4 protein-coding genes are annotated in these 3374 nt (G+C 75.0%); 2 read left to right on the top strand and 2 right to left on the bottom strand.

The window, feature by feature from the left end:
* Positions 1–170 precede the first annotated feature (170 nt).
* Together ABZW03_RS38850 and ABZW03_RS38855 are read left to right on the top strand one after the other, a co-directional pair.
* A complete protein-coding gene (locus ABZW03_RS38850; protein ID WP_355269297.1) occupies positions 171–392 on the top strand; it encodes a hypothetical protein in 222 nt (73 codons plus the stop codon).
* 73 nt (positions 393–465) lie between these two features.
* Positions 466–687 (top strand): hypothetical protein, encoded by a 222-nt coding sequence (locus ABZW03_RS38855; RefSeq protein WP_355269299.1) that lies wholly within the window; start codon positions 466–468, stop codon positions 685–687.
* Between the two features lie 33 nt (positions 688–720).
* Here the strand turns inward: ABZW03_RS38855 and ABZW03_RS38860 are convergent, their stop codons facing one another.
* Complete coding sequence (locus ABZW03_RS38860) at positions 721–2334, bottom strand: sigma-70 family RNA polymerase sigma factor (protein WP_355269301.1); 1614 nt, start codon at positions 2332–2334, stop codon at positions 721–723.
* A 200-nt stretch (positions 2335–2534) separates the two neighbouring features.
* Positions 2535–3374 (bottom strand): CAP domain-containing protein (locus tag ABZW03_RS38865; protein ID WP_355269303.1); only part of this gene is annotated, 840 nt, incomplete at its 5' end.

Genomic DNA, 3374 nt, shown 5'->3' on the forward strand with positions numbered 1-3374 from the left:
GTTGGGGTGCGTGCATCGCAAGGCGGAGGAGGGAGCCACTGCGGAGCATTGGCGACCGACGACAACGCGGCGAGGTGCGTGCCCCGGCGTCGCGCCGCAGACGCGAGTTTGAAGACGGACCCCAGCGTCCCGAGCACGATCGGAGAGGACGAACGAACGGGGGTTCGGTGATGGGTGTCGATCTGATGGGTGTCGCGCCGGCGCGTGTCGAGTCGGCCGACGGCGTGCTGTCCGGCCTGGTGGCCCGGCCGTACCGGGCGGGCTTCCCGGACGGCGAGGGCGGGGTGACGGCGCGCAGCGGGACGGACGTCCTGCGGCTCAGCGGCGGGCTCATACCCGAGGTGCGGTCGGTCTCCTCCGGCGCCACCGGGCGGACGTCCTACCGGGCCTGACGCGGCGGAAGGACGCGGCGGGCCGTAACCCTTCCGGCGCAGCGTCGTTGGACCGGCCATGAAGAAGCGCAGCATGCTTGCCGTTGCCTCGCTCGCCGTTGGTGTCGTGGCCTCCCTCACCGCGCCGAGTGCGCACGCCAGTGCCGTGGGCGGCCAGGAGGGCCTGCCCGGTCCGCTGAGCAGCGCCCCGGACGTGGTGCCCGGGCAGGTCGGTGACGCGGGTGGTGTCCTCGGGGAGGCCACCGGCTACGTGACCGGGTCGGCGAACGGCCTGGTGGCGGCCACGCCCGCATAGCCCCCGGTCCGTCGTCGGGGGCCTCGGCGCGGTTCAGGACAGCGGGGCTCCGAGGTCCTGGGTCCAGTACGGGGTGCCGGCCGCGTTCGTGGCGAAGCCGACGCCGATGTCCTTGAATCCGCAGTCGAGCATGTTGGACTGGTGGATTCCGCCGTCCATCCAGCGGGCGAAGACGGCGGCCGGGGTGGTCGGACCCCGGTCGAGGTTCTCCCCCCACTGGGACCAGCGGTAGCCGGCGGCGGTGATCCGGGCCTCGGTCCGGACGCCGTCCGGGTTGACGTGGTCGAAGAAGCCGCGGGTGGCCATGTCGTCCGCGTGCTTCTGGGCCGAGCCGTGCAGCCGGGGGTCGATCCGCAGCGGGGCGCAACCGGCCTTGGCGCGTTCGGCGTTGACCAGGTCCACCAGCTGGCGTTCCGGGTTGGGCTGCGGGGTCGCGGTGGTGGTGCGGGTCGCGATCGGCGTCGGTGTGGGCGTCGCCGACGGCGTCGGGCTCTCCGCGGGTATCGGGGTCGGCACGGGCGTGGGCGTGACGGCAGCGGGTGCGGCGGCGGCCGCCGGGGTGTCCTGGGCCGCGGCCGGTGCGGTGGGCTCGGGTGCCGTCGTCTGCGGCGGCTCACCGGCCTGCGGCCAGACCAGGGCGAGGGTGGTCACGGCGACGGCCGCGGCCGCGCCGCTCGCCAGGACGGCCTTGCGGGCCGCGGTCCCGGCCCAGCCGCCGTGCCCTCCCCCACCTGCGTGCGCGCCTGCGTGCGCGCCGGAACCGGAATGGGCTCCGGCACCCGCTCCGGCTCCCGTACCGGAGCCCGCTCCGGTGGCGGCGGCCGAGGAGGCGACGGTGGCCGCGGTGTGCTGGAAGTGCAGCAGCACGGGCGAGTCCAGCGGGATCGGCACCAGGGCGAGGCCGGCCAGCAGCCCTTCGGCCGGGAACAGGTCCCGGCCGAGGCCGCCGCAGTCGGCGCAGTCACGGATGTGGCGGGCGATGCGCTTGCGCCAGACCGAGTTCGGGGTGCCGTCGAAGCCCGCGGTGAGCTCGGTCAGTCCGGGGCAGCGCGGGTAGGCGCCGAGCGCGCGGACGACAACGCGGCCCGCTTCGAGCTGCTTCTTCATCCGCTGCACCCGCACGGCGGTGTGTTGCGGGCTCAGGTCGAGGGCCTCGGCGAGTTCGGCGCGGGTCAGTTCGCCCGCGGCCTCCAGCCACCAGAGGGCGAGCAGCTCGCGGTCGTCGGGGTCCAGCCAGCGGGTGGCCTCGGCCACCTCGCGGCGCTGGCCGGACAGGCCGAGGCGCAGGATGGTGAGATCGGTGAAGTCGGCCCGGGGGTCGGCGACCTCCCAGGTCTCGTCCAGGCCGCCGACGGTCGGCTGCTGCTGACCGGCGGCGTGTCGACGGCGCACCTGGTTCATGGTGATGGCGACCAGCCAGGACCGGAAGGATTCGGGTTCGCGGAGCCCGTCCAGGCCGTCCAGGGCCCGGATCATGGTCTCCTGCGCGACGTCGTCCACGTCGGCATGGCCGCCGAGGGCGCGGCCGGCCACGTTGTAGACGAGCGGCAGCCAGGCGGCGACCAGCGCCTCCCGGGCCTGCCGATCACCTGCCTGCGCCGCGAGCACCAGGGTGGTCCCGGTCCTGTTCTGCACCTCAGCGTTCATGGTCCGCACTCCGTCTTGCCGTGTTTCCGTCCGCCGCTGCCTCCTCGGAGACCCGTGGGGAGTGATCAGATAACAACAATGTGCACGGAATCGGAAAATCGGCCCGGACCGGTCGGCCCGGTCTGGGCGTCAGACCGGGCCGGGAGAGCGGCCGGTTCACGGCCGGCCCAGGGCTGGCTCAGGGCCGGTTCAGGGCCGGTTCACGCCGGGGCGGCGAACACCTGGGTCCACCACGGGCCGTTGGCGCCGGTCCGCACGCCCACGCCGAGCTGCTTGAACGAGCAGTTCAGGATGTTGGCCCGGTGGCCGGGGCTGTTCATCCAGGAGTCCATCACCGCGGCCGGGTCCTTCTGGCCCCGGGCGATGTTCTCGCCCCAGGTGCTCCAGCTGTAGCCGGCCGCCTCGATCCGGTGGTCGGCGTGGTTGCCCTCGGGGCTGGCGTGGTCGAAGTAGTTGCGGTCGGCCATGTCGTCGCTGTGCGACTGGGCGGCGCTCGCCAGCCGGGGCTCGGCGCTGACCGGCCCGCAGCCGGCCTTGGAGCGCTCGACGTTGACCAGGTCCACGACCTGCTGGGCGTACGAGGGCGACGCGCCCCCGCCCGGCGGCGGCCCCGCGGCGGCCCGCTTGGCGGTCGGGGCGGCGGTGGCGCTCCGGGTGGCGCTCGGGGTCGCCTTGACCGTGGCGGACGTGGCGGCCGTGGGAGTGGGGACGGCCGTCGGGCTCGCGGTGGCCGGAGCCGTCGGGGAGGCCGGGGCGGTCGCGGTCGGCGTGCCGGTGGCACTCGGGACGGCCGCCGGTTCGGTGGCGACGGGGGTGGGCGGCGGCGGGACGTCCGGGTTCGTCCCCCCGGCGCCCGGCACCTGGATGCCCTCGCGGGTGCCCAGCTCCGCGGAGATCAGCGTGTCGGCGGCCAGCGACTGTCCGGCCATGTCCCGGTCGGTCTGCTTGCCGCCGTACGCCGCGTAGCCCGCGCCGGCCAGCGCGGCGAACAGCCCGGTGCCGGCCTCGGCGGCGTCGACCGCGGTGTCCGGCTCGATCCC

This window comes from Kitasatospora sp. NPDC004799, from assembly GCF_040609095.1.
Classification (GTDB): Bacteria; Actinomycetota; Actinomycetes; order Streptomycetales; family Streptomycetaceae; genus Kitasatospora.